Below are 26,076 nucleotides of genomic sequence, written 5' to 3' on the forward strand. Positions count from 1 at the left end.
ACCATGGCAAGCGCCGCAAAACGCCTCGACGTGCGAACACCTGCACCGCAAGTCAGCTTTGACGCGGTCACGCTGCAACTCGGCGGCAAGACCATCATTGAGAATCTGAGCCTGGGCGTGCAGCCCGGCGAATTCCTCTGCATCGTCGGCGCCTCCGGTTGCGGCAAGACCACGGCGCTGCGGCTGGCCGCCGGTCTCTACCAACCGACCAGCGGCAAGGTGAATTTCGACGGCCAGCCGATGCGCGAGCCGCGCCGCGAGATCGCGATCGTGTTCCAGGATTACGGCAAGGCACTGCTGCCGTGGCGCACCGCGGCGGGCAATGTCTCGCTGGCGCTGGAAGCGGGCGGCATGCCGTCGGCCGAGCGCCCTGCCCGCATCGAGGAGCTTTTGCGCACGGTCGGCCTGCCCGGCCATGCCGGAAAATACCCGTCAGAAATGTCAGGCGGCATGCAGCAGCGCCTGCAGATCGCCCGTTGCCTGGCTCAGGAGCCGAAGACGCTCCTGATGGACGAGCCGTTCGGCGCGCTGGATGCGATGACGCGGCAGGGATTGCAGGATGAGGTATTATCGCTGGTGGCAGCCAGCGGCGCTACCGTGATCTTCGTGACCCACGACCTCGACGAAGCCATCTATCTCGGCGACCGCGTTATCGGCCTGCTGCCGCATCCGGGACGGATCGGCATCGAGTTGCCGGTCAACCTGCCGCGCCCGCGCGATCAATTGTCGACCCGCGAGCATCCGGAATTCCTGCGACTGCGGCGGCAATTGTTCGATTTCATCAAGGCCACCGAGCAGTGACGGCGAATTCCGCCAAGGCACTCGTGCTGCCGCTCGCCGTGCTGGTGGCGTTCGAAGTCTGGGCACCCGCCACCCATCTGCAGAGCGACAGCCTTGCGCCGCCGAGCGAGATCGTGATGGCGCTGTTCGGCGCCTTCGCCGATCTCTCGATCCTGGCGGCGACGCGCGACACGCTGTTTTCAGCTTTCGCCGGGCTTGCGATCGGCACCACCATCGGCTTGGCGTTCGGCATCGCCTTCGGGATTTCGGATACGCTCGATCGCCTGATGGAAGTAACCGTCGAGGCCATAAGGCCGATCCCCTCGATTGCACTGTTGCCGATCGCGCTGATCGCGCTTGGTTTTGGCTACCGCATGGAAATCGTGATCGTGGCGTTCGCCTGCGTCTGGCCGGTCCTGATCCTGTCGCGCGCGGCGGTGCGCAGCATCGAGCCGCGGCTGATGGAGGTGGCGCAGGCGCTGCGGCTGCCGCCGGCACAGCGGGTCTGGAAGATCATCATCCCTGCGGCGCTGCCACGGATCTTCGTCGCCTTCCGCCTGGCGGCCGGCATCGCGCTGATCGTCGCCGTGACGGTCGAAATCGCGATCAACCCGCTCGGCCTCGGCGCCGGCATCATGCTGGCGCAGCAGGCGCTGCGCCCGGACCTGATGCTGGCCTATCTGGTCTGGATCGGCGCCATCGGCTACGCGCTGAATATCCTGTTGGTCGTCGCCCAGAACCGCCTGTTCGGCCGCGCCGCGTTGAGCGGAGACGGCGCATGAACCGCGCGGCCCTCCTGTGGCGCGTGGCGAGCTTTGCGGTTGCGGGCGGCTTCGTCGCGCTGTGGCAACTGATCGCCAATTTAAAGCTGGTCTCGCCGGTGTTCCTGCCGGGACCGGACCGGGCCTGGGCTGCGCTGGTGCGCGGGTTTTCCTCCGGCGATCTCTGGAGCAAGCTCGCCGGCACGCTCGAGCACATGGCCTATGGCTGGCTCGCCGCCTCCATTGCCGGCATCGCGATCGGCGCGATCATTGGATCGTCGCGCAGGATGCGGACCTTTGTCGCGCCGTCGCTGGAGTTTCTACGGCCGCTGCCGGTCTCGGCGATCATTCCGGTGGCGATCGCCATGCTTGGGCTGACGCAGGCGATGGCATTGTTCGTGATCGCCTTCGGTGCGATCTGGCCGATCATGCTGGCGACCATCCATGGTTTTGCGGCGGTCGAGCCGCGGCTTTACGAGGTCGCGCGGTCGCTGCAGATGTCGCGCCTCGCCGTGATCTTCAAGATCGCGCTACCCTCCGCCAGTCCCGACATCCTCGCCGGCATGCGCCTCAGCCTGACAGTGGCGCTGATCCTGTCGGTGGTCTGCGAAATCCTGGCCGGCCTCGACGGGCTCGGCCACTGGGTTCTGCTGTCAGCCCGCGCGTTCCGCTCGGCCGACCTGTTCGCCGGTGTCATCCTGCTTGGGTTGACCGGCTACGTGACGTCGGTGGCGATGTCGCTGGCGGAGCACAGACTGCTGGCGTGGCAGGCGGCGCAGCGCTAGTCTAGTCGATGCCCCCCTGACAAACGTGCTCCAGCCGAACCCGCCAGACCTCCGGCCCCTCCTCCAGATAGGTCCATCGAAATCCATCTCCGTAGCGCATTTCGAACTGGTGGCGCAGCGGCCGTGGCGGATGATCCGCAATCAGTTGCAGCGACGCTTCGGACATCAGGTTTTCGAACAGCCGGACGATGATCTCATTGCGGAATCTCGGCTCGATTTCCCGCACGTCGATGACGCGTTCGGATGGAGTGCTAGGTTGCGGCATTAAAGGCTCCTGACGGTGTTGGGGCTCACTAGCCCTGGCGATTTCGCCGTGGTGGCGCGCGCTCTGAGAAAATCGTTGGTCGTCGGCACGTTTGGATAAATCGCCGTTAACTCCCGGAAACCTCGCTCCGGCGGCATCCTGCCGTCGAGCACTTCGCGGCACGTGCGGATCACGGCGAGCATGTCGCAATGCTGTGGCGACAGCCTCAACGAAGCAACGTTGGCCTGCACGAGATCGTCGATATCCAGGATCAGGTTGGTGCAGGCGTGGGCGAGCGTCTGAACCCCGTTCACCACCAGAAACCGTTCGTCGTCGAGCGTGTCCACCGGCAGGCCATCCGGATCGGCGGCGCAGACAAAACGGCAATTGTCCTTGGCAAGCTTGTGCAGGCGCGCGTGATAACACCGGGCCGAGATCCCCAATGGGGCGCGGCCGAACGCGAACACCTCGATCTCGGCGTGCGGGGTCGCAGCCGCAATCGCCGCAATCGATTTCAGCGGCAATTCCGGCGGCAGGCAGATGCGCTGCGCACCCTGCGCGGCGAACCATTCCGCCGTGCCTTCATTGTAGACGTTTACGAACGGCCCGACGACATGCGGCCGCCCAGCGAGATGGGAGATGCAGGAAATGTCGTTAGCCTCGACGAGCCATTCGCCGACTTGGCCAATTCCGCGGTACGCTTGCGTTCCCGCTCCAGCGTGACCAGCGCCAGCGAGCTCACCAGCACCTGTTTTCCTGCCGCGGTCAGCCGCTCGCGCACCGCCGGAAAATGATCGTCGAAGAACGGCATCCGCTTGGAGCATACCACCTCCCCCACCGCCACCGCGTCCACCGCGGCCTCGTCGGCGATGCGAAAATAGAAATCGCGCCAGACGTCCGGCTCCCAGTTGAACAGGACGGGGCCCAGCGTGAGCTTCATCGGAGTTGTCGTCGTCATGTCTGCATCATCCCTATCGCCAGTTCTTGCGGTAGACACCGAGTGTCGAGCTCTGCCCTTCGGTCAGGGTGGCCAGGCGATCGGCCGGCGGCTTCTCTCCCGCATCGAGCGCATCGAGTTGCTCGCGAAAACCGCGCACGACGCCCTCGATATAGGCTCGGCTGCGCTGTCGCCCCTCGATCTTCAGCGCGGTCACGCCGGCGGCGCGCAGACCGGGCAGAATGGCTGCCGCGTCGAGGCTGACGGGATCCTCGAACAGGTAGCCTGACCCGAGCGAAGTCTTGAAGCGGCCCTTGCAGAGGGTCGGATAGGCCGCGGGCTCACCTTTGGCAAAACGATTGATCGTAAAATCGCCAAGTCGCGACACCAGCGTTCCGCCCTCCTCGCGGTAGGTGACATGGCTGGCCGGAGAACAGACGCCATTCATGTTTGGCGACTGTCCCGTCACGTGGGACGACAACGAACAGCGGCCCTCCGCCATCACGCACAATCCGCCGAAGATGAAGACTTCGGTCTCGCAATCGATCGCGCGAGTGATCGCTGCGATTTCCGAGACCGTGAGGACGCGTGGCAGTACGACACGCCTGACGCCGAAACGGCGCACATAAAAACCGATCGCATCGGGATTTGATGCCGCGGCCTGGACGGAAAGATGCAAGCGCTGATCCGGATGGGTGCGCGCCGCATAGTCGATCAGGCCGACATCGGCGATAATCAGCACATCCGCGCCGGCAGCTACCGCGTCGTCGACCGCGCGATGCCAGAGCGCCTGGGCACCAGCCGTCGGAAACGTGTTGATGGCGACCAGCACCTTGGCATCGCTCCGATGGGCATAGGCAATCCCCTCGGCCAATTCGCGACGGCTGAAATTCAGGCCTGGAAAGTTCCGCGCGTTGGTCGCGTCGGCAAAACCGCAATAGACGGCATCGGCGCCGGCATCGACGGCGGTGCGCAGCGCGGCCGGCGTCCGCGCCGGACAGATCAATTCCATGTTCGCGCCCCCTCCTGTTTCGCGGCAGCCGCCACGCCCTTCAAGTGAAGCAGCGCCCCGGCCAGCAGCCTTTCGCTCAAGGGCGCCAGCGGTCCGAACAGGGCGGCCGTATCCGCGACGAGATCCACGCCCGCATCGTCAATCGCGTTGCGCAACGCGAGCACCGCCTCTACGTCGCCCTCGACCACGAGATCGCGCGAGAAGAACAGCGCATCGCCGTCATAGGAGCCGTCGATGAGTCCCAGGAGGGCCAACAGGGGTCCGGCAATCCGGACCGGAATGCCGGCGGGAAGGCTCCGTACCGCGACCAGGCTCGGCGTTTTCGGGTGCGGCGCCAGCACGAACGAAAATGGCAGATCGGAAGGCTCGAGCCCAAAGCGCTTGTGCGCATGCTCGCCGAGCCGCTCAAAAATATGCGGATGGCGCGCCACCCCCGGCCGCCGGACGATGATGGCGGAGACGAGATCAATGTCGGCGTCTACCGGATGCAGGTGATCGGCCGCGACCGCGCCATCATGCGCTGGCTCGCCCATCGCGGCGGAGCGCGCCACCATCACCGGTGGCAGTCGCGAGGAGCGGACATGCCGGTGGCGGTGGCGATCGGCGCCGATCCCGCGACTATCCTCTCTGCCGTCCTGCCTCTGCCTGAAACGCTGTCGGAATTCCGTTTCGCCGGGCTGATCCGCGGCGAACGGCTGCGGCTTTCGCCGTGCATCACCGTGCCCCTGATGGCGCCGGCGGATGCCGAAATCGTCATCGAGGGACTGGTGTCGCCGGATGAGACCGCACCGGAAGGGCCGTTCGGCGATCACACCGGCTACTACAATGCCGTGGAGCATTTTCCGGTGATGCGGGTGACGGCCGTCACGATGCGCCGCAATCCGGTTTACCTGTCGACATTCACCGGCCGGCCCCCGGACGAGCCATCGCGCATCGGCGAAGTGCTCAACGAGCTGTTTGTTCCTCTGGTCAGGAAGCAATTGCCCGAAATCGTCGACCTCTGGCTGCCGCCGGACGCCTGCTCCTACCGGGTCGCGATTGCGTCGATCGACAAGCGCCATCCGGGCCAGGCGCGCCGCATCATGCTTGCGCTGTGGTCGTTGCTGCCGCAGCTCACCTACACCAAGTTCCTGATCGTCGTCGATGCCGACATCAACGTGCGTCGGTGGGCGGATGTGGTTTGGGCCATTTCGACCCGCTCCGATCCCTCCCGCGATCTGGTCACGCTTACCGATACACCGATCGACTATCTCGACTTCGCGTCACCGAAGGCGGGTCTTGGCGGCAAGCTCGGAATCGACGCGACCCGCAAGACCGGCGCCGAGACGACGCGCGAATGGGGCCGCGTCCTAGAGATGGACGCGGCCGTCGTCACCCGCGTCGATGAGCTATGGCAACGCCTCGGCCTGACCCAAATGCTTTCGCAAGGGGCGCTTTCGCAAGGGAGGGCGCCATGACGGCACGGCGGCGGATCGTCGTCGGCATCAGCGGCGCGTCGGGCGCAGCCCTTGGCGTGCGCGTCGTCGAACTGCTGGCCGCGACCGGCCAATGCGAATTGCATCTCGTGGTCACGCCCGCCGGCGAGCGGACATTGGCCCATGAGGTCGGCGACGGTGCCCTGCCCCGCATCGCAGCGATGGTGGCGCGCCATCATGCGAGCGCCAACATCGGCGCCAGCATCGCCAGCGGCTCATATCGAACCGCAGGCATGATCGTCGCGCCGTGTTCGATCCGGACCTTGTCCGCCATCGCAGCCAGCGCCACCGACAATCTGCTGGTACGGGCTGCCGACGTCCAGTTGAAGGAGCGGCGCAGGCTGGTGCTGATGGTGCGCGAGAGCTCGCTTCATCTCGGTCACCTGCGGGCAATGGCGGCGGTGACGGAATTCGGCGCGATCGTGGCGCCGCCGGTGCCGGCGTTCTACGCCCGGCCGGCGACCTTGGCGGAAGCAACCGATCACATCGCGCGCCGCGCGATCGGCTTACTCGATATTGATCTCGGCATTTCCATGAGCGAGTGGCAAGGCTAACGGCAGACCCGCCGAAGCTTGAGTGCTTTCAAGCGAAAGCCAGCCCCCGACTTGATCCGGGTTGGACACCGGTTCGCGTCAAGAAAACGCGTCAAACAAGAATCTACATCCCGGTTCTGATTCAATCAGAAACCGACAAGGGGTCTATGGTTGGGAGGCGCGCTCCGGCACGGCCGACGAAGAGACGCTCGCCCGGAGGCGCTGCGGTTCCTGCTGAAGCCAGGATCGCCGCCTCTCTGCGCTCAGGAGATCTCTGCCGGCACGTCCGACCCAGCGCCACAACGCCCGCAGACTGAAGGTGACGAGCACCTCATGGTGCCGCATCCCCTTGCCGCCCTTGACCAGCCCGAGATCGCGAATGATGCAGTACGTCCCGCTGCTCATGCGGGCGAACTTCGCATCTCGAAAAAAATTGCGCACACGCGACAACATGCGCGCAGCATGCACCGCAGATCGATTTCGTCAATCTTGACTGCTGCCGAATCGACCTCGCCGGAATACGAAGCCGTCAGAGCGTTGCGTTGTTGTTGCGTTCGCCGATGCGATACAGTTGCGCGGTCCGAACCGGCACACGACCCAGCACCGCGCGCCGCTCGTTCATGCGCTCGCTCGGCGAATCCGGCTGCGCAAAGCACTCAAGGATCTGAATGCGGATTTCCTCCGCGAGCGGGCCTTCGACCCGGCGCATGCGATTCCAGAGCCGGATGATTTCCCGTTGCTTCTCGACATCCATTGGTCACCTCCAAACAACGACCAAAGAGAACATAACAGGAACGAGATTGCAAGCCACGAATTCGCGGGCGGTGTCACAAGTCATGAAAGCGAAATTGCAGTATCGAAAGGTCGCGCGCACGCGTAGGCGTTATCGACAACGGCGTCCGTCACGCCTCGGATAAAATCATCATTGAGCGCGCCGCGAGGGCAGCTACTCCGAGATCTCGGTTTCAACTCTAAATACAGAGGCCGAGAATCTTCAGTCGGCAGGCCTCAGCCGCGCGCGATTTGGACTTCGCAGCGTTTGCCTGCTTTGAATCCTTCGGCGAACTCTTTGGCGAACCCTTCGGCGCCTTGGGACGCTCATAGTCGCCTGCGATCACCATGGCCCAGTACGTACGACCGGTCCGCGCGCTTTTCACGCTGGCAACACCCACGCGCGTCGCGCCGGGCAACAGGAGGTTCTTCCGGTGCCCGGACGAATTGATCCACTGGTCGAGGGTTTTGGGAAAACCATCGTAGCCGTACGCAATGTTCTCTGCGGCCCGGCCTGCGCCCGCCGGGCCGACACGCGTATTGAACCGGCCAAGGACATCGTGATCCAGTTTGTCCTTTGCGGCCATCGCCTCGGCTTGATCGTGTGCAATCCGTGTGAGAATCGCATCCAGGGTTACACGCTTCTGCCCGTGCTTTAGCCGAAAATCAGAAATCATCTGCGCGGGATTGGCCGCCGCCGGCTGGCTCCCTGCGGCGGCAAAGCAAATCACCAGTCCCAGCAGAAGGGCCTGCCGCACCAGAATGACTGTCTTCCTACCAGCCACAATTGTTCCCCTGCCCCTCCCCAATTGTGCCGGGAAGATTCAATCCGAAAAAGACGTAGCAAGTCATTGATTTTATTGGTCGGGGCAGCTGGATTCGAACCAACGACCTGCAGTACCCAAAACTGCCGCGCTACCAGGCTGCGCTATACCCCGATCCGACGCTGGAAATGCTCGATACACGCTAAACCCGCAGCCATCAAGGCGATGGAAACCGGTCAGCGCTTGTTGAACAGCGGGTGCGCCACCCGGTCGCCGGGCTGAATGCCGTATTTTTGCGCCGTGCCGGCAATCACTTCCAGGACCCCCCTGGCAAGCCCGCCCGAGGAGATGATCTTGGTGGAGTGCGGCTCGGTGTTTTCCGCGATTCGCAGGATGCGGCCGTCGGCGCGGATGAAGATCATGTCGAGCGGAATGTAGGTGTTCTTCATCCACATCGAGATCTGCTGCTCCGGCGAGAAATCGAACAGCATGCCTTTGCCGTCGGGGAGTTCTTTTCGGTACATCAGCCCCTGAGTCTTCTCCTCCTCCGTCGTCGCCATCTCGACCAGGAACACGCGTACGCCTGACTTGGTGGCGATCTCGAGTGGCTGAACGCTCGCGGCCTGCGCGGCAGGATTGGCGCAGAGGATGAAGAGCACAGCAGACGCAGCGGCCAGCGACGTCACCAGGCGGCCCGGGATGCGAAGCCGCGCAACCATCAAAGCGAAATTCATCAAAGCACTCACGCCGGATATCTCAGGAGAAATTGCCGGGAACCCTAACCTGAGGATTGCGGCAAATGCCAGAGGCCGCCGCGCTGAGGCGCAGCGGCCGGCTCACGTTTGCGTCAATGGTACGGCAGGATCAATGCGACGACAGCGCCGACGGGCCGGTCTCCGGATGAATTTCGGCTGCCATCATGCCCTTGGATCCGGGCCCGTAGCGCACCAGCACGTATTGGCCCGGCCGCAGTTCGGTCATGCCGAAGCGGCGCAGCGTTTCCATGTGGACGAAGATGTCAGGCGTGCCCTCGCCGCAGGTCAGGAAGCCGAAACCGCGCAGCCGGTTGAACCATTTGACCTGGGCCCGCTCGAGACCGCTGGTCGGCGTAACGCTGACATGAGTCCGAGGCGGCAGCATCTGCGCCGGATGGATCGCGGTGGACTCATCCATCGAGACGATCCGGAACGCCTGATAGCCCTTGGCGCGCTGCACGCATTCGACCACCACCCGAGCGCCTTCATAGGCGGTCTGGTAGCCGTCGCGCCTGAGCACGGTGACGTGCAGCAGCACATCGGGCCAGCCATTGTCCGGCACGATGAACCCGTAACCCTTCGAAGCATCGAACCATTTGATGATGCCCGATATTTCGACAAGGTTAGCTGCGGCATCGCCGAGCCCTGACAGCGCGTCCGCCGCCGGATCGCGCTGTGCGCCGGCTGCATATTCACCTGGTCCAAGCCTGTTCTGCCCTGTCCCGCCTGTCGGCGGCCCCCCGAGCTTCTTGGACCCAAATTCGTCCGACCCCATGACCCCGGACCTCACACTTCAAAAAGCGGTCCACTGTCGCCGTAGCGGACCGGAACACGCGCCCTACCATGACCATCATGATAACGCAGCGCGAATCTCTCGAATCAAAGATAACACTCCCGATTGTGGCGCATAGCTAAAAAAACAAACTGGCCTGCAACTATGAACAGGCTTGCACAGCCGCGAATCAGTTGGAGATCAATTGCCTACAAACGGTCCGAGCGTTTCTCCGATGTCGTGACGGATCACCAGATCGGCAACGTCGTCCTGTTCAGTAGGTTCATTGTTGATGATCACGAGCTTCGCGCCGCAGTTCTTGGCCATCAGCGGAAAACCTGCGGCAGGCCAAACAACTAGCGACGATCCGACTGCTAGGAACAGGTCGCAATGCTGGGCCAGTTCGGTAGCGCGGCGCATCGCGTCTTCCGGCATCGCCTGTCCGAACGAAATCGTGGCCGTCTTTACCGGCTCGTCGCAGATGGTGCAGTCGGGTGCGCTACCAGCTTCCTCGAAACGCTGCTTTACCCAAGGAAGATCATAGGCATGTCCGCAGCCGATGCAGCGGGCATAAGTCGTGTTGCCGTGCAGTTCGATCACGTCATCGGCCCTGAAGCCTGACACCTGGTGTAAATTGTCGATGTTCTGGGTGATGATCGCCGGCGTCTTGCCGGCTTTGTAGAGCGAGGCCAGCGCGCGATGCCCGCGACCGGGCTTGGCCGCGGCAAACGTTGCCTCCATCGCAAAGCGTCGCCGCCAAGCCTCGGCCCGCGCGTCGGCGCTTGCAACGAATTCGTCGAACGCGATCGGGCGGTTGCGGGTCCACAGACCGCCCGGGGAGCGGAAATCCGGAATGCCGCATTCGGTGGAAATGCCGGCTCCGGTAAAGGGAACGATACATGCGGCTTCGGCGATCATGTTGCCGAGCTGCTCGACGCCGCTGCGCAAATCCTTGGCGATCACCACTGATATTTCCGAATTGTTGGGCCGCGCGGATTATAGCACGGTCGTTCGGATTGCCAGACCGATGCGCCCAGCCCGGCCGCGCATGCGCGTCGATAAGGCGGCTTTATAAAGCAACCTTATCCCGCGCTAACTCATCAAGCCGCCTTATCAAGCCCTTCGGCTCTTTGGCTTCTTCAATCTTCTTCGCTTTTGGCGCGGGTCCGCTTTCCGCCTTCTTCACCGGCTTGCCATACTGCGCCAGCTTCTCCAGTTCCGCCTCCAACTCGGCGCGGCGCGCAGCGACTTTCTCAAACAACTTATCAGTGGCGTGCTCGCGCAGGTCCGCGAGTTCTTCGATGCTCAATGAATCCAGATCGATCTTTGCCATTGGAACCTCCCGTTTGTCTTTCGCTAACGGGAACCCGCATGAGCGACAAGAATGCGCCACACCTTATCCACCGCCTTCGCTTCAGGCGGCACGCGATCACAATGCTTCCCCATTCACGCCCCATTCGCGCGGGCCAATGATGGCGGGCGCGAATCAAAAAACGGATGGGCGATGACGGAGAAGGAAGAAAGACTCGCGCGCGACCGTGCCGAAATCGCAGCACGCGTCGCGAGCTTCAGGCAAACCCAGCAGAAGTTCGAACGCGAGCGCGAAGAATATTACGAAACGACCTTGGCCAACGCGCTGAATGGATCCAGCCGGCCATCATTCTGGCGTTGAGGCAGAATCGGCAAGAGCACTGTTCGACTTCCGCGTAGTCGCCGACGGAAATATCGCGGCGCGGAACCCGCAATAGAATTTGCTGCGGCCGGAACCAAGCCGATGCCTCGACGTTCTCCTAACAAGTGCAGCAACCTTGCGAGAGGTGAAAGCACGAAAGCCCCGTCTAGATCTTCGGATGTAGGCGGGGTTTTCGTTTGCCGGTTTGGAGGGCGGCATTGCGAGCTATGCGATCCCGCGGACCCGACCATCGAATTGCGCGGAACGAATACGATCCGTTCGGTGTTTCACTACCGGAAGGTGCATCATGCCTGCGTGGATGGAAATTCTGATCAATTTGATCGGTTATGCCGGCTTCATCGCCATCGCGACCTATCACAAATCGCCGGACGAAAAATTGCCGGACCGTTGAGTGCCTTCTGGCCAGGCACTAGTTCGCCTTGTGTGGTTCACCCGCAGTGCGAACAAGCCGATCGGCCTTGACCAGCGCTTGGCCGCTTTCGGTGTGCGGCCGCAGACTCGCTTTGTTCTCCTGGAACGAACAGGGGGCGCGTTTCAGGCACGATTGCTTTCTTAAGATGCCGTTGCCTCGCCGCCCCCACCGTCGAACCTTTTTGGCGCAGCCCGTACCTATCTTAAAAGGTGCTGCGATGACTCAGGCCGACCACTATCGAGAACAATCCGACAGAGCCCGACGGCTTGCCGAAGCCGTCAAAGATCCGGAAGCTTCGAAGAAACTGATCGAGATGGCCGAGGAATTCCGACTCTACGCCGAGCGACTGGAACAGATGCATTAGCGCGATTGCGCGGGGCGTGCGCGGCATAGAGGCTTTAAGCTTCTATTTACCTCTTTGCGCTGTAGCACCCGGCCGTTAACCCAACCTCTTTACAAGACGTAAACAGGAACCTGACAAGTTTCGACCAGGAGGGTTGCACCCATGGTCATTTACCCCATACCGGTTGAAGTGACACAAGCCAGAATCCAGCTCGTCGTCGATCAGGCCGCCAAGGCGCCGCCGCATACGATCAATCAGGATCTAAGGGCCGTCGACCACGCCAAGGCAGCCGCCATCGAAGCGGCCCTGGCCGATCTACAGACCGACGAACCGTCGCTGGTGGACGTTAAAGTCTGACCTGACCGGGAAATACCAATCTTGCGCGCGAGGGCCAGACTGCGTCGGCCCCCTCTCACGCTCGCCATGCGAGGTGTTGTGCGTGCACGACGCCGAGGGTCAGCAGACCGCCGCTGCCGGCGAGCACGGCCAAGCCAGCGAACCAGACCCATTGCGGCCTTTCCTTGTAAGCGAGGAAGGCAGAGCAAACCGTACACACGATCGTCGGCATGTTTGCGACCAGTAAGACCCATGCGAGCATCTTTAGCCTCCCAGGGAGAAAGCGGATGCGCAAAGGCTAGCGATCGTCGCTGAACGAGACTGTGCGGGCAGTCACATCCGCATCCCAGCGGCAGCGCTCGACATGCTCGTTGCGCGTCGAGGCAGGCATATCTTTCGTCAATGCATCAGGCGCGGCACGATAACCGATACCGCCAGCAATGCGCCGAGGCTGCTCACCACGGACAATTTCATCCGGGCCGTCCTGGCATCGGTAATCGGGAGCACGAAAAAGAAAACCATCGCAACTATGAGCACGCCATAGAGCAGGTACATGGTCGATCCCTCCGTTGCCGCCACAATGGACGGAGGAGCCAACCGCGTATGTGTAGGGGATCACGCAGGTGACGCGGCGTTCCGGGTCGTTAAAAGAGAGCCGACAACACAAGCCGCGACTCCTGCGATGAAGTCACTCCGTCCGCCCGGAGCCGCCGCTTCAACACGCTTGCAATTTTACGCTTTTGGTTTTCTTGACAGCAACTTGAGCGTGCCACAGCGGTTGATCAAAGTTCGAGAGAAAAAGAAATGCTCGGGAAGTTTTTGCGCGACGAGGGCGGCGCCACCGCAATCGAATACAGCCTCATCGCCGGCTTTATCGCCTTGGCCATCATCGCCGCCGTCGGAATGACCGGCGAAAGGCTGGTGGCGCTATTTGAGAGCCTTATTCCCGCGTTGACTCTTTAGGTGCGATTAAATTTCACGGCAAGGGTGAGGATCGCGAGCCCACCGCACCATGGGCTACGCGATCCAATAAGCTACGCGATCCAATAAATTGCTGTTCCAACGACAACGAGAGCAATGGCACCAGCGGTCAAAGTCCCGAGTTTTCGCTCGGACTTTGTAGGCAAATCCTCCCGCGCCGCATTCTCTTCAGCCGGATGATCTTGTTTCATGCAATACCCTCTCTCGATTCAAAACCCGCGTAGCGGTTTCGTTCCTGGAACCAAGGTTCGAAATTTATCGACAAGAGGACGAGAGAGGAATTAGCTCAAAAGCACATCGGCTACGGAGTTTTGGTTAGGCACGGATGTGCGCACTTTTTAGAAGTCGATAGGCAGATCGGCAATGCCTTCCCATCCGAAAAAGAGGTATGGGAGGCGGCGCCGGCTGATGGCCTCGTGGCGGACGTTCCGGTTGCAGACGAGCAAGACGGGCAAGTGAATCCCTGCGAGGTAACCACGTCGAACACTTCGCCGACGTTTAAGGCGCGGAGCTACTCAATAAACCAACCCACCCATAGGCTGTCTCCGACACCGAGTTTCTCGAACGGACACGGGCTCGAACAGGCATTGTGCTTGGGACCGTGCCCCAGCGGCCTACTAGTAGCTTACGGCTCAGCTTGCGCGGTCTGCAGCTTGCTCCCAAAGGGATTCGATCGTGCCTTCTGGTAACCTTTGTTCGCTTGGATTGTCGTCTCGCCTCAGAGTTCTAAGCGATCGGAAGAAAAGATATTTGGTTAGGCGATTTCGGAGCAACTGATAAACCAACAGGACGATCACCAACATCGTCCCAAAAATTCCGATGAAAGCCATTGCACTACTTTTGTATCCCCAGCCTGCAAGCGACTGCATTCCAAAGCCACCGCATAGCAGCAGCAGCCCAATCGCAGCATCGACCTTTTGCTCAGCGAACATTTTGAGTAGGTGCGAACTGAATCCACCGTATCCGCTCTTAGCCTGTAGTTCCATCGACCGAGCCCGAACAAATACTAAGGCTCGTGCTATCAGTACGGCGCCAGCGATATCGTAAATGTTGCCTACGACGCTAAAATAGTTGGCTGAAGAAGCATCGTAAAAAATCCCCAAGACCATTGCCACCCCCACAGGTTCCACAATCTATACGTCAAACATTTGCCGTCTCGCCACGGGCGGCGCATAGGCAGCGCGGAAGCACGCACAATTGCTTACTTCGGTCATGGCCCCCTCAGAGCTTCATCGCAGCAATAATCAAGCCTGCAGTCGCGAAAGTGGCACTAAAGCACCACTGCCAATGCTTCACCCAGAAGTCGGCAACCACGTGGGCGGCCTTGGATGTCCAATGGCGGCGGCACTCTCCCAAGTAGAATATGAAACCGTCATGCTCAGGGGTAACGTAAGTCCCTTCCCACCACTTCCGCAAAAGCTTCTTCACCGCGAATCACCGAGTTGTTGAACATAGGGAATGGATATCACCCACTTTCTCAACGTGCCCGGTCCGTTCACGTTATCCGCTGTATTCACACCGGGGGTTTAACTGACGCGTCCTTGGACCTTAGACCCACACCGCCCGCCCGAGAGGCGCTCACAGTGGTTTGTGGCTATAAACACGGGGCGACGGAAAGACCTAACGCTGGGTTTGAATGCTTGCGCCAACCCACTCGGAGAGCCAGAGAACAGCCGTGGAAGGACTGACACCCAATTTGACACGCAATACCCTGCCCTGTGGTGCATTTTGCTGCTATTTGTTAGCCGCGACGCCCCAAATGACGGAAAATCCGCAAACGTTCTCAGGAGGACAACGAACATGCGCTATCTCCACACCATGCTGCGCGTCCGCAATCTCGATACCGCGATGAAGTTCTACCGGGACGCGCTGGGGCTGAAGGAAGTACGCCGGGTCGACAACGACAAGGGCCGGTTCACGCTGGTGTTCCTGTGCGCGCCGGAAGACGAAGGCCTGTTCAAGGCCGCTCCCCAGAACCGCGGTGCGCCGCTGGTCGAGCTCACCTATAATTGGGACGAGGAGAAATACGGCGAGGACCGCTATTTCGGTCACCTCGCCTACGAGGTCGACGACATCTACGCGACCTGCGACCGCCTGATGAAGGCCGGCATCACCATCAACCGCCCGCCGCGCGACGGCAACATGGCTTTCGTCCGCTCGCCGGATCTACATTCGATCGAGCTGTTGCAGAAGGGCGAACCGAAGCCGCCGGCCGAACCGTGGACCTCGATGCCGAACACCGGTCACTGGTAGGCCTTATACAATTTCTTCGTCCACCTCCACTCGCTGTTTCGGATTGGACCGTCGCCCTCGGAAATTCCGAAATCATAAGCGTTCCTTCACTCGGGTTCTTTCCTGCGCAGGAACCGCCCCTCGCACGCCGCGTTTCTCCTCGAATAGATTTGAGGAGGAGACGATGGGACGAGGAATTCTGCTGTGGTTGCTGGGCGTGCCTATTCCGGTGATCATTCTGTTGTGGCTGTTCTTCGGCCACTGATTGGCTGACGCTAGCCCGCGCATGACGCGGAAATCGGGGCTCTGTCGCACTGCGGCGGAGCCCCAATTTTTGTTGGGCTTGAGCCCACGCAAGAGCGCGCTTTTTTGCCGATCTTCGGCTATTAACGGCCAATCGGAAAATCAGCGGGAGCAACGCGCGTGGCCGATAACAACAAACAACAACTCACCATCTGGGGCCGGGCCAATTCGGTCAACGTGCAAAAAGTGCTGTGGTGCCTCGCCGAACTCGATCTTGCCTATGAGCGTATCGATGCCGGCATGCAGTTCGGAAAGAACAACGAGCCTGCTTATCTGGCGATGAATCCGAACGGCCGCGTACCCACGCTGGTCGATGGCGACTACGTGCTGTGGGAATCCAATTCCGTGATGCGTTATCTCTGCATGGCCTATGGCCAAGGATCTGAACAAGGTTCGTCGATCTATCCCTCGGAGCCGAAGGCGCGCGCCGGCGTCGATCGCTGGCTCGACTGGACGCTGTCGACGCTGCAGCCGGTCGACCGGCCGGTGTTCTGGGCGTTGGTGCGCACGCCCATCGAAAAGCGCGACATGGTCGCGATCCAGAAGGATGTCGATGCCGAAGCCGCGGTGTGGCGGATCGTCGAGGCGCAACTGGCAACGCGGCGCTTCATCGAAGGCGATCAGTTCACCATCGCCGACATCGCGCTCGGCGCCTTTGCGCGGCGCTGGTTCGGCGTCGAAGGCGTGTCAAAACCGAAACTGCCTAACCTCGAACGCTGGTTTTCGCAGCTCGCCGTCCGCCCAGGGTTCACGCAGTTCATCGCGCCGCCGATGACGTAAGCGCGAATCTTCTCAACGCGAGCCGCCGGAGACCCCCGCTCCTACGCTCACCGCGCCGCCGATTTTCATGCAGGTGTTGGTGCCTTCGATTCTGACGAAGCCCGCGCCGTATTCCGCGCATGCATTGGCTGAAGCTGGGCGCTTCAGCGGAAGCGACTTGCCCGACGCGGGGGCCTTGTCGAGCTTCTGAGGGCGGGGTTGTTCCGCGACCGAGGCAACCGAAGACAGCGCCACGGCGATCACTATAAAGAGGGATTTTCGCATCCCGCCTTTTATCGTTCCTTGCGGATCAATGCCAGACTAGCGGACGAACTTGATACCGATCGATTTGCCGCGGCGCCAGACCACTTCGCAGCGGCGCCCGGTCCTGGCGTCGCGCGAAAACGCCAGCCGCAATTTCGCCGGCAGCGTGTTGGGATCGTCGATCGTGACCTTCGCCCCCGTTGCGGACATATCCTGCACCACGCACTGGCGCGCGGCAAAACCGCCTTCGAGCGTGATCCACCCAGGTTGACTCAATGATTTGCGCGCGTCGCGCTTCTTGCCTGATAGCAAAGCCATGTCGAAAAGCTCCCCCGAGGCCAGCCCTACACCATGCGGCTTTAGAATCCGTTGCTCGGCGCGGCGCGTCTCACCATGCGGCCGGGACGCTGATGGAGACGCAAAGCGGCTGCAGAAACGTCTTTCCGAGCGGCTTGCCCACCCGCCCAAACGCCACTATACGTTCGCCCGTCGCCGCCCCCATCAACCATGGACGGCCGGCGTCCAACACGGCTCATCAGGCGCTAACATCTTGATTTTCCTGTTGTTCTTGCTCCCTTCGTCTATCGGTTAGGACGCCACCCTTTCACGGTGGAGAGAGCGGTTCGATTCCGCTAGGGAGCGCCAAAGTTCGGCGTGAGAGTTGCCACACGGCGGGGATGCATCAATTCCGGCTTGTGACGCCATCTTCGACATCGCCCGTGAGGCCCCCCAAAAGTTCTCGGTCACACCATCAACGAAGTAGTCTTGCTCGGGATCGCCACCGTATCGAACGGCAGCACCACGATGGAAGACGCGGTGCTGAAAGCCGGTTGATTTCGCTGGGGAGCGCCAGATCTCCGATAAGCCATTGAAAAGCTGGGACCTCTAAGCATGAACTTAGAGACACCATCCTGCGACATAACTGCAGCGGCTGGGTCCGCATGGCATTAATGAGATATTTGCATTGAAGACGTTCCGGGGTCTACGAGTTCCACAAACGATTGCCGCAGACGCTCGTGGGCAAGAATGTTCCTGCGACATGCACGACAAATTCACCGACATCGTCAACAGCAGCACCGGGAAGTTCAAGCGCGAGTTCGTTCAGTCGCTCGACATTGAACGCGGTGCTGCCGTCGAAGTGCTTCGCGCCCTTGCCGGAGCTTCCGATGCCATCGGCGAGCGCAACCAGGGCGAAGACCTTTCGACCCGGGCCGAAGCGAGATCGGCAGCACGGGGCCCTTAGAGGCCAAGCGGCATTTTGGCCGCCGCGCGCAAGCACGACAATCCGCCACTCGAGTGGCTGACCAATTCACTGACATCAAAGAGAGGAAGTACCAATGATCCAACGTCGGATTCGCACGCTTTGCTGCACGGCGCTTGCCGCAGCCATCACATGCAGCACCGCCGCGCAGGCGGCCAGCGGCGACTGCCCGCCGTTCGGCCGGATGCCGAAATACGTCGCCAAGGCAGAGCCCCAACTGCGCAATTACGATGCCGTCGAATTTCGCATCGCCAAGAGCGATGGCGCGGAGGAGACCGTGATGGTTGCCGGCCGCGCCTGTCGCCAGGACTACTCGATCAAGGATGGCGCGGAGCCGGCGAGCAACCTCGAGATCCAGGAGAACTATCTGAGCCAGGTTCAAAAATTCGGCGCGCAGAAGCTGTTCAGCGACGACCGCAATCTTTATGCGCGCTTCACCCAGGGCGGCAAGGAGATCTGGCTCGCGCTCTACAGCCAGGAGAGCGATATCACTTTGACGGTTATCGAGCGGCAGCCGTTCAAGCCCACGCTGCTTCCGCCGTCAGGCTCCGATCATCGCCTGTTCGGCCACATGCCGAACTACAACGGCCAAGCGCAGAAGCGCAACTTCGACAAGTTCACCTTCAACGTCCAGAACGGTGATGAGACCAAGGAGATCGAAGTGCGGGGCGCTCGCCACAGCGTCGCCTACAACATCGCGGAGGGCGCAACCATGGCCAGCATTTACGATGCGCACGAGAACTATCGGCATGTGGTGGAGACGCTCGGCGGCCAGGTTCTTCACAGGCAGGATCGCAGCATGAGCGCGCGGCTGGAGAACAACGGCCAGACCATCTGGCTCAACGTCTACAGTCAGGAATCCGACATCCAGCTTGAAATCATCGAGGAGAAGGCGTTTCAGGCGAGCATCACCGCCCCCGAAGCGAGCGCCATGAAGACGGCGCTCGACAAGGACGGGCGGATTTCGCTCTATGTCAATTTCGATTTCAACAAGGCGACGCTCAAGGCGGATGCCGCGCCGGTGGTGGGGCAGATAGTGAAGCTGCTCAAGGATAATCCGGGCCTGAAGATCGAGATTGGTGGCCACACCGACAATATCGGCGGTCGCGATTACAATTTGAAGCTCTCGGCGCAGCGCGCCTCTGCTATCGTCGCCGCGCTCGTCGCGCAGGGCGTCGCCGCCGACCGCCTGCGCGCTGCCGGCTACGGTCCCGAGAAGCCGATCGCCGACAACGACAAGGAAGAAGGCCGCGCAAAGAACCGCCGGGTGGAACTGGTGAAGGGCTAGGTACTCCCATTTTGCCTGGAAACCCGCCCGCCGCGGGCGGGCGGGTTGAGCTGACGCAGACAAAATCCATCATTCTCTCAGCGCAAAGGTACACGCAAACCTGAGGGATCCATCCCTGCGCCTGTTTGCCCGCGCCGCCCGCGCTTGGTCCGCACGCTGCCGCGAGACCTAGCCCTGCCATAGGAAAAGTTCGCCAACAGTCGCGCATTGGACTATGTGCATCAATGGGCGGATTACCTCTAGAAAAGTGAAAAATCGGTCGATTTCGTTCGCATACCGCCCCCGCAAGGGGAGCGCGATCACCTTGCCACCACTTTCAAGGCCCAAGCCGACCACTTTCAAGGCTTAAGGGAACCATTTTCACAGCTCAGGTTCCCATCGTCCGCAGGTTCCGGCAAACGGACCGTGGCGCGTAAGTAATAAGGGACAGGGAAATGGATACGGCTGCTATTGCAATCACAACTTGTATCGCACTTTACGTCGCACTCCGCTTTACGTTGCGGTGCTACTTTCCGCCGGATACCTGACCCGAGCTCCTCACGAGGCTCGGGAATCACGCTGTGCGGGGGAAGACGCGAAACGCGAATGTCTCTCGACAGAGCGATCAGTTTTGCCAGAGACCAAAATCGATCTTGCCTAAACCAGCAAACTGATTTTATTTCGTTCGGGTATCGCCCTTCACCAAGAGGCGCCAACGCCCAATCGCGTTGCTCTTCCCCGCAAGTCGCGTCCTAGAGGCCCCCGGCACACGTCGGGCGATGCGCCCCGCGTAGCATTCGACTGCAGGTGCATCCGGCATAAAGATCGGGAAAACTGCTTATTTATTTTATGCTCACGTCCATCGATGGCCAGTTAATTTGATTACATTCAAAAGAACACAACGCAGGGTCCATTCAGCGCAATACAGCCGAAACGCGCATTCTAAAGGGGATGCACGATTAATCGCGCGCAACCTACAAATGTTGGAATTATTTCAAATAGAGGTATCTCAGTAATTACTGGCAACTTTACAGTTTTTTAATGAATGATAGATTTCGGGAAGATGCGGCAATCGCCAGCCGCCATTTTTACGCGAATTTTTAGCACTGGTAGCAGGGAGTATAATGAATGATTAGTTCACGCGGAATATTGGCAGCTGCTTTGATATCGATGGCCGCTGTTTCGATCAGCCCGGCGCAGGCAGACATCGTTGTGGTCACGGGCGTCAACAATCAGGGCACGGACAACGTGCTGCTGAACACCGCGACAAACCTGTCGCTCGTCACTGGCACGGTCGGACCAAACGACCTAGTGGTTAATTTCACTTCCACGAGCGGCAGCGGACTCTTGAGCGCAAACCCCAGCGGCCAGGCGACGGTGTCAGGCGGTACGGGAAACGATCCTCTGACTCAACTCTCGTTCGACCTGGCGAGCGGCGGCACGTTCACGCGATCCGTCTTTAACATCAATGCCGCCACCGATGGGAGCGTGCTTATCCACGTGGAGGGCATCAACATCACCGGCGGCTCCTTCACAGACGACTTCACGGTTGACGCCAACGGCCAAAACTTCTTCACCATCACCAGTATCAACGGACAGCTGATGACCGACGTTTCGCTCACAGCGATTAATGGCGCCACGTTCGAGGATGTGCGGCAAGTCCGGCTCGGAGGGTTCGAGACGGTCGGTGCCGTCCCCGAGCCCTCCACCTGGGCCATGATGATCCTTGGCTTCGCTGGCGTGGGCTTCCTCGCCTACCGTCGCCGCCCACAAGGTCAGGCCCTGCGGCTGGTCTGACGCGCGCATCGATCGAAGACGAAAAGGCCGCCACTTGTGGCGGCCTTTTTGCGGAATTGGCGGCCCCACAACGTTAGCGGCTTTGCTTCAGCGAAGACTGGACGAGATCCATCGGCACGTCAGCCCTCAGCCAGCACCTGGCACAGCAAAACGCAAACATGCCGCCGTGCCAAATTTCGCAATCCGCGCGCCTCGTTCCAAACATGGTCAGGCAGAGGAACACAACCGCACCGGGCGTCTCTCGGACGCAAAGCGTCTGGACGCCCCACAGCTTTTGCGGAAAGAATGCACGATTACACGGTAAACGAGAAAGCTGGAATCACCGCTGGCGCGGTGACGGCGCTCGTGATCGTGGCGTGGCTAGCAATCGTTGCATTGGCGTTGCTTTCCGGAAGATAAGTAAAGCTGCTGGCGACGTTCACGGAACTTTGTTCTACTCCGAGAACGGCAGCGGGAACTTTGTTCTACTCCGGAGAACTACGGGAAGCATGGCTGACATTTCTTCGCGCGTCGATGGTGACCGCGTCCTCGCCGATCTCAACGCGCTGCGCGCCATCGGCGCCTACAAGACCGGCGTTCACAAGCCGACTTTCTCCGAACCGCATCTGCGCTCGCTGGCTTGGCTGATGCAGCGGCTTCCTGAGGCCGGCCTCACGGGCGAGATCGACGGCATCGGCAACGTGCTCGGAACCAGCACGAAAAGCGGGCCGAAACTGCTGGCGGGATCGCATCTGGAAAGCCAGAACCACGCGGGCTGGCTCGATGGACCGCTCGGCGTGGTCTATGCGCTCGAGGCCGCCCGCGTCATCAATCCCGACCCGAATATAGAGGGCGCCGTCGAAGTCGCATCATGGTGCGACGAGGAAGGCCATTTTGGACACTTCCTCGGCAGCCGGTCCTATGTCGGCGGCGTCACCGAAGCCGATATCAACGCCGCGCGCGACCGCAACAATGACAGGAGCATGCGTGACGCGCTACGCGACGCGGGCCTTGCCGGCCGCGCCCGCGCGCGGTGCGAACAAGGGCGGCATATCGGCTATCTGGAAGCCCATATCGAGCAGGGCGAGACGCTGGAAAGCAGCGGCCTCAAGATCGGCATCGTCACGTCCATCGTCGGGATCTGGCAATACCGCATCACCTTCACGGGTGAACAAAACCACGCCGGCACCACGCGGATGGCCATTCGCCGGGACGCCGGCCTCGCACTCGCCAGATTTTGCGTCGATATCGACAATCGTTTCCCCGCCGCCTGCGGCACGCGCACGGTGTGGACCACCGGCCGCATCACGCTCGATCCCGGTGCGCCCAGCATCATCCCGGGAGCGGCGGAAATGCTGTTCCAGATTCGCGACGACGATCCTGCCGTGATTGCGCGGCTGGAGGAACTGCTCCACGGCATGGCCGCGGAGGTCAACGCCCAAGGCCGCTGCGCCGTCGCGGTGGAGCGCATCCGCACCGGGACGCCCGCGCGGATGGATGGCTCGTTCCAGCAGGCCATCGAGGGTGCCAGCGCAGCTTTTGCCGACGGCAAGTCGCTCCGCATGCCGAGCGGCGCCGGCCACGACGCCCAGATTCTCTCAACCGTTATGCCGGCCGGCATGCTGTTCGTGCCCTCGATCGGCGGCATTTCGCATCACTGGACCGAGAACACCGCCGACGCCGACATCGTTACCGGGGCAGAGGTCTTTGTTGACGCCTGCCGGCGGCTGTTGGCGCAATGAGGCGACGCGAGATGCGACATGGTTGCTGAGACCAGGCCGGCCTATTCGATCAGGGACATTCCGGCCAGCGTCTGGGTGCTGGGCTTCGTCTCGATGCTGATGGACATCTCGTCGGAGATGATCCACGCCCTGCTGCCGATCTACCTGGTCTCGGTCCTCGGCGCATCGATGGTGACGGTCGGCGTCATCGAAGGCATCGCCGAGGCGACCGCCTCTATCACCAAAATATTCTCCGGCGCGCTCTCGGATTGGCTCGGGAAACGCAAATGGTTGGCCGCCATCGGTTACGGCCTCGCGGCCTTCACCAAGCCGGTGTTTCCGCTAGCGCCAACCGTCGGCTGGCTGGTGGCCGCGCGTTTCGTCGACCGGATCGGCAAAGGCATTCGCGGCGCCCCGCGTGATGCGCTGGTGGCCGATCTCTCGCCGGCCGATCTGCGCGGCGCCAGTTTCGGGCTGCGCCAATCGCTCGATACGATCGGCGCCTTCGTCGGCCCCCTGCTCGCCATCGCCCTGATGTGGTGGACATCGGACAACTTCACGGCCGTGTTCTGGGTTGCCGTAATTCCCGCTTTCCTGGCGCTGGCGCTGATCGTTTTCGCCGTGCGTGAGCCGGCGCGGCCGCAGGCGCTGCGCACCGTCCGAAATCCGATCAGCCTGGCCGAGATCAAAAACCTGGGGCCGGCCTATTGGTGGGTGGTGGCGGTCGCGAGCGTGTTCACGCTGGCGCGCTTCAGCGAGGCATTCCTCGTTCTCCGCGCCCAGAATGTCGGGCTGCCGATCATGCTCGTGCCAGCCGTCCTGGTGGCCATGAATATCGTCTATGCCCTCGCAGCCTATCCCGCCGGCGTCATCTCGGATCGCATGGGCCGCACGGCCGTGCTGGCGAGCGGCGTGCTGGTGCTGGTTGCCGCCGACATCGTGTTGGCGTTGCTGCCGTCGGTGGGCGGTGTTGCGCTGGGCGTCATTCTCTGGGGCCTGCACATGGGACTGACGCAGGGACTGCTGGCCGCGCTTGTTGCGGATACCGCGCCGGCCGAGTTGCGCGGCACGGCTTACGGATTCTTCAACCTGCTCGGCGGCGTGGCGATGCTCGCGGCCAGCGTCATTGCCGGCGCACTCTGGGATATTGCAGGGCCGCAGGGCACGTTCCTGGCCGGCGCCGGCTTCGCCCTCGTCGCGCTGGCGGGATTGCTGGTGGTACAGGGCAAGATCGGCCAACGGGCCGCGGCCTGAGCGGCGCCGGATTCCGCCGGGTTCCTTGGTGACAAGGAGTCGCGTCTGGCTTTCTTGCAAACGGCTGGGTTTGCGGCCATTTACGCTCGCACGAGGTAAATTGCCCCAGATGTTGCTGCTGCAGGCTCTCCCCACATCGATCGGCGTTGCCGCCATCGCGCCGGCGTTGCTGGTGCTCTGGCTCGTCATTGCCGCGGACGAGCGCCCCGGCCCACCCGCGCGGGTATGGCTCGCTTTCGTACTCGGGGCCGCCAGCATTTCTCTGTTGGGCATTGCGCGCGCCCCGTTTGCTGCGATCCTTGCGGTGCCTGGAAACCCCTGGATGACGCAAGGCCTGCGTTCGATCTTCGGGGTGGCCGCGCCCGAAGAGATCGTGAAGGTACTCGTGATCATTCTAGTGTCATTGCCGGTGCGCCGCCGTGCGTTTGCGGACCCAATGGACACGGTGGTCTACGGTGCGGCCGCAGGCCTCGGCTTCGCGGCCTACGAAAACCTCGCCTATCTCGTGCAGCACGCCGACATGTGGCGGTCGCTGGCCGCCTTGCGCAGCGTATTGACGGTGCCGTTTCACGGCGCACTCGGCATCATCGCAGGCGCCTATATCGCGATCGCGCGCGCCGGCACCGCGCTCGGTGCGCATCGCCATCATCGCGACTGGGCGCGGATCTCGAGCTGGGCGCTGGCGCTGTTCGCGCCGGTCGCGCTGCATGCGGCATTCGATTTTCCGCTGCTGACGCTGCAGAAACATCCAGATCTCGGCGCCAACGTGCGAATGCTGCTGGGGGCGGCAAGCCTGCTGATCGGCTTCAGTTCGATCGGGTTTGCCATACGGCTGGTGCGGCGCGTCGGCCGCCATCATGCGCCGCGCACCGAGATCGCGCGTGAGCGGCTGAGCCAGTTGCGGCGGATGTGGGCCCTGCTGCTCGTGGGCAGCGGCGCGGGCTTCGCCGGCGCGGCTTTCGTCCTGACCTCGCTTCATCACTGGTTCGTCAATCCGGAGCGCAATGCGTCGCTGCTTCTCATTCCGCTCGGCATGACCTCCATCTTGATAGGCTTGGCACTGTTGCTGGCCACGTCGGCTGTCTATGTGTTTGGCCGCAATCGCATCAGAACGTCCTCGGACGGATTTTCGTCCGCGCCTGAGCCGGGCTGAACGTCATCCTTCCGTCGTTGATCTCGCTTAAAAAGCTAGCCAACATTTTTACCCGCAAGCGGCGTAGCGGGTATATTGGGCACTCGGCGCGGCAGGCATCGGGAGTTTCCAATGACCCAAGACATTCCCCCGGACATCGGCAAACTGCAGTCCGAAATGAATGCCGCGGTGAAGGCGCACTGGAAGGCCTTCCTGTTCGAAGGCATCGTGCTCGCCCTGCTCGGCCTGGCTGCGATGATCGTGCCGCCGCTGGCGAGCCTCGCCGTCACCATCTTCCTCGGCTGGATGTTTCTGATCAGCGGCATTGCCGGGCTGTTCGTCACTTACTGGGCGCGGCAGATGCCGGGATTCTGGTGGTCGCTGTTTTCGGCGGCGCTGGCCGTTCTCGCCGGCGGGATTTTGCTGGCGCGGCCCGCGCAGGGCGTCCTCACGCTCACCATCGTGGTCGGCGCGTATTTTCTGGCCGAGGGCGTCGTCACCATCATGTACGCGCTGGAGCACCGCCGCGAATTGTCGGAGCGCTGGTCCTGGCTGCTGATCTCAGGCGTGATGGACCTCCTAATCGCATTCATCATCATCGCCGGCCTGCCGGGTTCGGCGGAATGGGCGATCGGCCTCCTGGCCGGGATCAATCTCGTGCTCGGCGGCGCGTCACTGGTCGGCATAGCGCTCGCCGCGCGCAAATCCTGACGCCGCCGATTATGGGATGACAAGGCCCGGCTGGTGCGCTAT

Annotated in this window: 33 protein-coding genes, 2 tRNA genes and 2 pseudogenes; 19 read left to right on the top strand and 18 right to left on the bottom strand. The window is 61.6% G+C overall.

Translation table 11 applies throughout. The features are described 5' to 3' along the window. The first annotated feature begins 3 nt into the window (after positions 1–3). The 3 genes from V1277_RS32710 to V1277_RS32720 are packed head-to-tail and all read left to right on the top strand — an operon-like array spanning position 4 to position 2,326. Positions 4–801 (top strand): ABC transporter ATP-binding protein, encoded by a 798-nt coding sequence (locus V1277_RS32710; protein ID WP_334419858.1) that lies wholly within the window; start codon positions 4–6, stop codon positions 799–801. Further along, on the top strand, positions 798–1,562 hold the full coding sequence (locus tag V1277_RS32715; RefSeq protein ID WP_334419859.1) for an ABC transporter permease: 765 nt from the start codon (positions 798–800) through the stop codon (positions 1,560–1,562). The genes V1277_RS32710 and V1277_RS32715 overlap by 4 nt, the downstream gene beginning before the upstream one ends. Next, entirely contained in the window at positions 1,559–2,326 is a 768-nt protein-coding gene (locus V1277_RS32720; RefSeq protein ID WP_334419860.1) for an ABC transporter permease, read from the top strand. Before V1277_RS32715 ends, V1277_RS32720 begins: the two co-directional genes overlap by 4 nt. A 1-nt stretch (position 2,327) precedes the next feature. Here V1277_RS32720 and V1277_RS32725 read toward each other — a convergent pair whose 3' ends face one another. The 4 genes and pseudogenes from V1277_RS32725 to ubiT form a co-directional block, all read right to left on the bottom strand. Next, positions 2,328–2,591: a DUF2249 domain-containing protein gene (locus V1277_RS32725; protein WP_334419862.1), complete on the bottom strand. Its 264-nt coding sequence runs from the start codon at positions 2,589–2,591 to the stop codon at positions 2,328–2,330. Beyond that, positions 2,591–3,510 (bottom strand): annotated as a pseudogene (gene ubiV, locus V1277_RS32730) (ubiquinone anaerobic biosynthesis protein UbiV). Before ubiV ends, V1277_RS32725 begins: the two are co-directional and overlap by 1 nt. Positions 3,511–3,541: 31 nt before the next feature. Beyond that, entirely contained in the window at positions 3,542–4,519 is a 978-nt protein-coding gene (gene ubiU / locus V1277_RS32735) for a ubiquinone anaerobic biosynthesis protein UbiU (protein WP_334419864.1), read from the bottom strand. Continuing rightward, positions 4,510–4,950 carry a ubiquinone anaerobic biosynthesis accessory factor UbiT gene (gene ubiT / locus V1277_RS32740; protein ID WP_334419866.1) on the bottom strand — a complete coding sequence of 147 codons (441 nt, stop codon included), beginning with the start codon at positions 4,948–4,950 and terminating at the stop codon, positions 4,510–4,512. Before ubiT ends, ubiU begins: the two co-directional genes overlap by 10 nt. A 6-nt stretch (positions 4,951–4,956) precedes the next feature. Here ubiT and V1277_RS32745 point away from each other — a divergent pair. After that, positions 4,957–5,976: pseudogene (locus V1277_RS32745) on the top strand (UbiD family decarboxylase); the annotation flags it as partial. After that, positions 5,973–6,548: a UbiX family flavin prenyltransferase gene (locus V1277_RS32750; protein ID WP_334419867.1), complete on the top strand. Its 576-nt coding sequence runs from the start codon at positions 5,973–5,975 to the stop codon at positions 6,546–6,548. The pseudogene V1277_RS32745 and the gene V1277_RS32750, both read left to right, overlap by 4 nt. Before the next feature lie 508 nt (positions 6,549–7,056). On the opposite strand, the gene V1277_RS32755 is transcribed toward V1277_RS32750, so the two are convergent. The 7 genes from V1277_RS32755 to V1277_RS32785 all read right to left on the bottom strand — a co-directional run bounded on the left by V1277_RS32755 (position 7,057) and on the right by V1277_RS32785 (position 10,922). Beyond that, positions 7,057–7,281, bottom strand: a complete 225-nt coding sequence (locus tag V1277_RS32755; RefSeq protein WP_334368857.1) for a hypothetical protein — start codon at positions 7,279–7,281, stop codon at positions 7,057–7,059. A gap of 217 nt (positions 7,282–7,498) precedes the next feature. Further along, positions 7,499–8,056 carry a CAP domain-containing protein gene (locus V1277_RS32760; protein ID WP_334419868.1) on the bottom strand — a complete coding sequence of 186 codons (558 nt, stop codon included), beginning with the start codon at positions 8,054–8,056 and terminating at the stop codon, positions 7,499–7,501. Positions 8,057–8,159: 103 nt separating this feature from the next. After that, positions 8,160–8,236, bottom strand: a tRNA-Pro gene (locus V1277_RS32765). A gap of 62 nt (positions 8,237–8,298) precedes the next feature. After that, entirely contained in the window at positions 8,299–8,796 is a 498-nt protein-coding gene (locus tag V1277_RS32770; RefSeq protein ID WP_334375565.1) for a DUF192 domain-containing protein, read from the bottom strand. A 130-nt stretch (positions 8,797–8,926) separates the two neighbouring features. Next, positions 8,927–9,592 carry a cold-shock protein gene (locus V1277_RS32775; RefSeq protein ID WP_057845021.1) on the bottom strand — a complete coding sequence of 222 codons (666 nt, stop codon included), beginning with the start codon at positions 9,590–9,592 and terminating at the stop codon, positions 8,927–8,929. 198 nt (positions 9,593–9,790) lie between these two features. Continuing rightward, entirely contained in the window at positions 9,791–10,552 is a 762-nt protein-coding gene (locus tag V1277_RS32780) for an SIR2 family NAD-dependent protein deacylase (RefSeq protein ID WP_334420519.1), read from the bottom strand. 106 nt (positions 10,553–10,658) lie between these two features. Next, a complete protein-coding gene (locus V1277_RS32785) occupies positions 10,659–10,922 on the bottom strand; it encodes a hypothetical protein (RefSeq protein WP_334419869.1) in 264 nt (87 codons plus the stop codon). A gap of 171 nt (positions 10,923–11,093) precedes the next feature. Between V1277_RS32785 and V1277_RS32790 the strand changes: the two genes are divergently transcribed. From V1277_RS32790 to V1277_RS32800, 3 genes are all read left to right on the top strand, one after another. Then, complete coding sequence (locus V1277_RS32790) at positions 11,094–11,261, top strand: hypothetical protein (protein ID WP_334375568.1); 168 nt, start codon at positions 11,094–11,096, stop codon at positions 11,259–11,261. Positions 11,262–11,911: 650 nt separating this feature from the next. Continuing rightward, positions 11,912–12,058, top strand: a complete 147-nt coding sequence (locus V1277_RS32795) for a hypothetical protein (protein ID WP_198027963.1) — start codon at positions 11,912–11,914, stop codon at positions 12,056–12,058. A 141-nt stretch (positions 12,059–12,199) separates the two neighbouring features. Then, positions 12,200–12,394, top strand: a complete 195-nt coding sequence (locus tag V1277_RS32800; RefSeq protein WP_028346212.1) for a hypothetical protein — start codon at positions 12,200–12,202, stop codon at positions 12,392–12,394. A gap of 55 nt (positions 12,395–12,449) precedes the next feature. On the opposite strand, the gene V1277_RS32805 is transcribed toward V1277_RS32800, so the two are convergent. After that, positions 12,450–12,635, bottom strand: coding sequence for a hypothetical protein (locus V1277_RS32805; RefSeq protein ID WP_334419870.1), 186 nt, complete (start codon positions 12,633–12,635; stop codon positions 12,450–12,452). Between the two features lie 137 nt (positions 12,636–12,772). Next, positions 12,773–12,928, bottom strand: a complete 156-nt coding sequence (locus V1277_RS32810) for a hypothetical protein (protein ID WP_156433807.1) — start codon at positions 12,926–12,928, stop codon at positions 12,773–12,775. A gap of 249 nt (positions 12,929–13,177) precedes the next feature. Between V1277_RS32810 and V1277_RS32815 the strand changes: the two genes are divergently transcribed. Continuing rightward, the gene (locus V1277_RS32815) at positions 13,178–13,336 is read left to right on the top strand and encodes a Flp family type IVb pilin (RefSeq protein WP_334419872.1); all 159 of its coding nucleotides are present in this window, start codon (positions 13,178–13,180) and stop codon (positions 13,334–13,336) included. 71 nt (positions 13,337–13,407) lie between these two features. Here V1277_RS32815 and V1277_RS32820 read toward each other — a convergent pair whose 3' ends face one another. Both V1277_RS32820 and V1277_RS32825 read right to left on the bottom strand, forming a co-directional pair. Then, the gene (locus V1277_RS32820) at positions 13,408–13,545 is read right to left on the bottom strand and encodes a hypothetical protein (protein WP_334368843.1); all 138 of its coding nucleotides are present in this window, start codon (positions 13,543–13,545) and stop codon (positions 13,408–13,410) included. A gap of 441 nt (positions 13,546–13,986) precedes the next feature. Next, complete coding sequence (locus tag V1277_RS32825; protein WP_334375572.1) at positions 13,987–14,463, bottom strand: hypothetical protein; 477 nt, start codon at positions 14,461–14,463, stop codon at positions 13,987–13,989. A 691-nt stretch (positions 14,464–15,154) separates the two neighbouring features. Here V1277_RS32825 and V1277_RS32830 point away from each other — a divergent pair. After that, positions 15,155–15,607 carry a VOC family protein gene (locus tag V1277_RS32830; protein WP_028346213.1) on the top strand — a complete coding sequence of 151 codons (453 nt, stop codon included), beginning with the start codon at positions 15,155–15,157 and terminating at the stop codon, positions 15,605–15,607. Between the two features lie 402 nt (positions 15,608–16,009). Continuing rightward, positions 16,010–16,669 carry a glutathione S-transferase family protein gene (locus V1277_RS32835; RefSeq protein ID WP_334419873.1) on the top strand — a complete coding sequence of 220 codons (660 nt, stop codon included), beginning with the start codon at positions 16,010–16,012 and terminating at the stop codon, positions 16,667–16,669. A 12-nt stretch (positions 16,670–16,681) separates the two neighbouring features. Here the strand turns inward: V1277_RS32835 and V1277_RS32840 are convergent, their stop codons facing one another. Together V1277_RS32840 and V1277_RS32845 are read right to left on the bottom strand one after the other, a co-directional pair. Next, positions 16,682–16,933, bottom strand: a complete 252-nt coding sequence (locus V1277_RS32840; protein WP_334375575.1) for a porin — start codon at positions 16,931–16,933, stop codon at positions 16,682–16,684. 36 nt (positions 16,934–16,969) lie between these two features. After that, entirely contained in the window at positions 16,970–17,230 is a 261-nt protein-coding gene (locus V1277_RS32845; protein ID WP_442894550.1) for a PilZ domain-containing protein, read from the bottom strand. A gap of 252 nt (positions 17,231–17,482) precedes the next feature. Here V1277_RS32845 and V1277_RS32850 point away from each other — a divergent pair. The 4 genes from V1277_RS32850 (at position 17,483) to V1277_RS32865 (ending at position 21,237) form a co-directional block, all read left to right on the top strand. Next, positions 17,483–17,557, top strand: a tRNA-Glu gene (locus V1277_RS32850). Between the two features lie 394 nt (positions 17,558–17,951). Next, a complete protein-coding gene (locus V1277_RS32855) occupies positions 17,952–18,155 on the top strand; it encodes a hypothetical protein (protein ID WP_334419874.1) in 204 nt (67 codons plus the stop codon). A 94-nt stretch (positions 18,156–18,249) separates the two neighbouring features. After that, on the top strand, positions 18,250–19,461 hold the full coding sequence (locus tag V1277_RS32860; RefSeq protein ID WP_334419876.1) for an OmpA family protein: 1,212 nt from the start codon (positions 18,250–18,252) through the stop codon (positions 19,459–19,461). A gap of 1,107 nt (positions 19,462–20,568) precedes the next feature. Continuing rightward, the gene (locus tag V1277_RS32865) at positions 20,569–21,237 is read left to right on the top strand and encodes a PEPxxWA-CTERM sorting domain-containing protein (RefSeq protein WP_334419877.1); all 669 of its coding nucleotides are present in this window, start codon (positions 20,569–20,571) and stop codon (positions 21,235–21,237) included. 293 nt (positions 21,238–21,530) lie between these two features. Here the strand turns inward: V1277_RS32865 and V1277_RS32870 are convergent, their stop codons facing one another. After that, positions 21,531–21,659: a hypothetical protein gene (locus V1277_RS32870; RefSeq protein ID WP_334419878.1), complete on the bottom strand. Its 129-nt coding sequence runs from the start codon at positions 21,657–21,659 to the stop codon at positions 21,531–21,533. A gap of 66 nt (positions 21,660–21,725) precedes the next feature. Between V1277_RS32870 and V1277_RS32875 the strand changes: the two genes are divergently transcribed. The 4 genes from V1277_RS32875 (at position 21,726) to V1277_RS32890 (ending at position 26,034) form a co-directional block, all read left to right on the top strand. Next, the gene (locus V1277_RS32875) at positions 21,726–22,958 is read left to right on the top strand and encodes a Zn-dependent hydrolase (protein WP_334419880.1); all 1,233 of its coding nucleotides are present in this window, start codon (positions 21,726–21,728) and stop codon (positions 22,956–22,958) included. An 18-nt stretch (positions 22,959–22,976) separates the two neighbouring features. After that, a complete protein-coding gene (locus tag V1277_RS32880) occupies positions 22,977–24,191 on the top strand; it encodes an MFS transporter (protein ID WP_334419881.1) in 1,215 nt (404 codons plus the stop codon). 109 nt (positions 24,192–24,300) lie between these two features. Next, positions 24,301–25,344: a PrsW family glutamic-type intramembrane protease gene (locus tag V1277_RS32885; protein ID WP_334375580.1), complete on the top strand. Its 1,044-nt coding sequence runs from the start codon at positions 24,301–24,303 to the stop codon at positions 25,342–25,344. A 111-nt stretch (positions 25,345–25,455) separates the two neighbouring features. Further along, a complete protein-coding gene (locus V1277_RS32890; protein ID WP_334419883.1) occupies positions 25,456–26,034 on the top strand; it encodes an HdeD family acid-resistance protein in 579 nt (192 codons plus the stop codon). Positions 26,035–26,076 lie beyond the last annotated feature (42 nt).

The organism is Bradyrhizobium sp. AZCC 1588 (genome assembly GCF_036924735.1).
Taxonomy (GTDB): domain Bacteria; phylum Pseudomonadota; class Alphaproteobacteria; order Rhizobiales; family Xanthobacteraceae; genus Bradyrhizobium.

Bases quoted from the DNA above. Each gene is read 5' to 3' on its own strand.
- V1277_RS32710 (WP_334419858.1), top strand. From the start codon at position 4: ATGGCAAGCGCCGCAAAACGCCTCGACGTGCGAACACCTGCACCGCAA.
- V1277_RS32720 (WP_334419860.1), top strand. From the start codon at position 1,559: ATGAACCGCGCGGCCCTCCTGTGGCGCGTGGCGAGCTTTGCGGTTGCG.
- V1277_RS32725 (WP_334419862.1), bottom strand. From the start codon at position 2,591: ATGCCGCAACCTAGCACTCCATCCGAACGCGTCATCGACGTGCGGGAA.
- ubiU (WP_334419864.1), bottom strand. From the start codon at position 4,519: ATGGAATTGATCTGTCCGGCGCGGACGCCGGCCGCGCTGCGCACCGCC.
- V1277_RS32750 (WP_334419867.1), top strand. From the start codon at position 5,973: ATGACGGCACGGCGGCGGATCGTCGTCGGCATCAGCGGCGCGTCGGGC.
- V1277_RS32755 (WP_334368857.1), bottom strand. From the start codon at position 7,281: ATGGATGTCGAGAAGCAACGGGAAATCATCCGGCTCTGGAATCGCATG.
- V1277_RS32770 (WP_334375565.1), bottom strand. From the start codon at position 8,796: ATGAATTTCGCTTTGATGGTTGCGCGGCTTCGCATCCCGGGCCGCCTG.
- V1277_RS32775 (WP_057845021.1), bottom strand. From the start codon at position 9,592: ATGGGGTCGGACGAATTTGGGTCCAAGAAGCTCGGGGGGCCGCCGACA.
- V1277_RS32785 (WP_334419869.1), bottom strand. From the start codon at position 10,922: ATGGCAAAGATCGATCTGGATTCATTGAGCATCGAAGAACTCGCGGAC.
- V1277_RS32790 (WP_334375568.1), top strand. From the start codon at position 11,094: ATGACGGAGAAGGAAGAAAGACTCGCGCGCGACCGTGCCGAAATCGCA.
- V1277_RS32795 (WP_198027963.1), top strand. From the start codon at position 11,912: ATGACTCAGGCCGACCACTATCGAGAACAATCCGACAGAGCCCGACGG.
- V1277_RS32800 (WP_028346212.1), top strand. From the start codon at position 12,200: ATGGTCATTTACCCCATACCGGTTGAAGTGACACAAGCCAGAATCCAG.
- V1277_RS32805 (WP_334419870.1), bottom strand. From the start codon at position 12,635: ATGCTCGCATGGGTCTTACTGGTCGCAAACATGCCGACGATCGTGTGT.
- V1277_RS32810 (WP_156433807.1), bottom strand. From the start codon at position 12,928: ATGTACCTGCTCTATGGCGTGCTCATAGTTGCGATGGTTTTCTTTTTC.
- V1277_RS32815 (WP_334419872.1), top strand. From the start codon at position 13,178: ATGCTCGGGAAGTTTTTGCGCGACGAGGGCGGCGCCACCGCAATCGAA.
- V1277_RS32820 (WP_334368843.1), bottom strand. From the start codon at position 13,545: ATGAAACAAGATCATCCGGCTGAAGAGAATGCGGCGCGGGAGGATTTG.
- V1277_RS32825 (WP_334375572.1), bottom strand. From the start codon at position 14,463: ATGGTCTTGGGGATTTTTTACGATGCTTCTTCAGCCAACTATTTTAGC.
- V1277_RS32830 (WP_028346213.1), top strand. From the start codon at position 15,155: ATGCGCTATCTCCACACCATGCTGCGCGTCCGCAATCTCGATACCGCG.
- V1277_RS32840 (WP_334375575.1), bottom strand. From the start codon at position 16,933: ATGCGAAAATCCCTCTTTATAGTGATCGCCGTGGCGCTGTCTTCGGTT.
- V1277_RS32845 (WP_442894550.1), bottom strand. From the start codon at position 17,230: ATGGCTTTGCTATCAGGCAAGAAGCGCGACGCGCGCAAATCATTGAGT.
- V1277_RS32855 (WP_334419874.1), top strand. From the start codon at position 17,952: ATGCACGACAAATTCACCGACATCGTCAACAGCAGCACCGGGAAGTTC.
- V1277_RS32860 (WP_334419876.1), top strand. From the start codon at position 18,250: ATGATCCAACGTCGGATTCGCACGCTTTGCTGCACGGCGCTTGCCGCA.
- V1277_RS32865 (WP_334419877.1), top strand. From the start codon at position 20,569: ATGATTAGTTCACGCGGAATATTGGCAGCTGCTTTGATATCGATGGCC.
- V1277_RS32875 (WP_334419880.1), top strand. From the start codon at position 21,726: ATGGCTGACATTTCTTCGCGCGTCGATGGTGACCGCGTCCTCGCCGAT.
- V1277_RS32880 (WP_334419881.1), top strand. From the start codon at position 22,977: ATGGTTGCTGAGACCAGGCCGGCCTATTCGATCAGGGACATTCCGGCC.
- V1277_RS32885 (WP_334375580.1), top strand. From the start codon at position 24,301: ATGTTGCTGCTGCAGGCTCTCCCCACATCGATCGGCGTTGCCGCCATC.
- V1277_RS32890 (WP_334419883.1), top strand. From the start codon at position 25,456: ATGACCCAAGACATTCCCCCGGACATCGGCAAACTGCAGTCCGAAATG.